Annotated in this window: 1 pseudogene; it reads left to right on the forward strand. The window is 49.2% G+C overall.

Features of this window, described 5'->3' with window-relative positions:
• Positions 1 to 29: 29 nt before the first annotated feature.
• Positions 30 to 262: pseudogene (locus SB756_RS31485) on the forward strand (F0F1 ATP synthase subunit A); the annotation flags it as partial.

Below are 262 nucleotides of genomic sequence, written 5' to 3' on the forward strand. Positions count from 1 at the left end.
GTAATTAACAACAAAGGGTAAAAGGCATCATGGCTTCAGAAAATATGACGCCGCAGGATTACATAGGACACCACCTGAATAACCTTCAGCTGGACCTGCGTACATTCTCGCTGGTGGATCCACAAAACCCCCCAGCCACCTTCTGGACAATCAATATTGACTCCATGTTCTTCTCGGTGGTGCTGGGTCTGTTGTTCCTGGTTTTATTCCGTAGCGTAGCCAAAAAGGCGACCAGCGGTGTGCCAGGTAAGTTTCAGACCGC

The sequence above is a fragment of the Pseudomonas sp. SIMBA_068 genome, from assembly GCF_046534705.1.
Lineage (GTDB): Bacteria > Pseudomonadota > Gammaproteobacteria > Pseudomonadales > Pseudomonadaceae > Aquipseudomonas > Aquipseudomonas putida.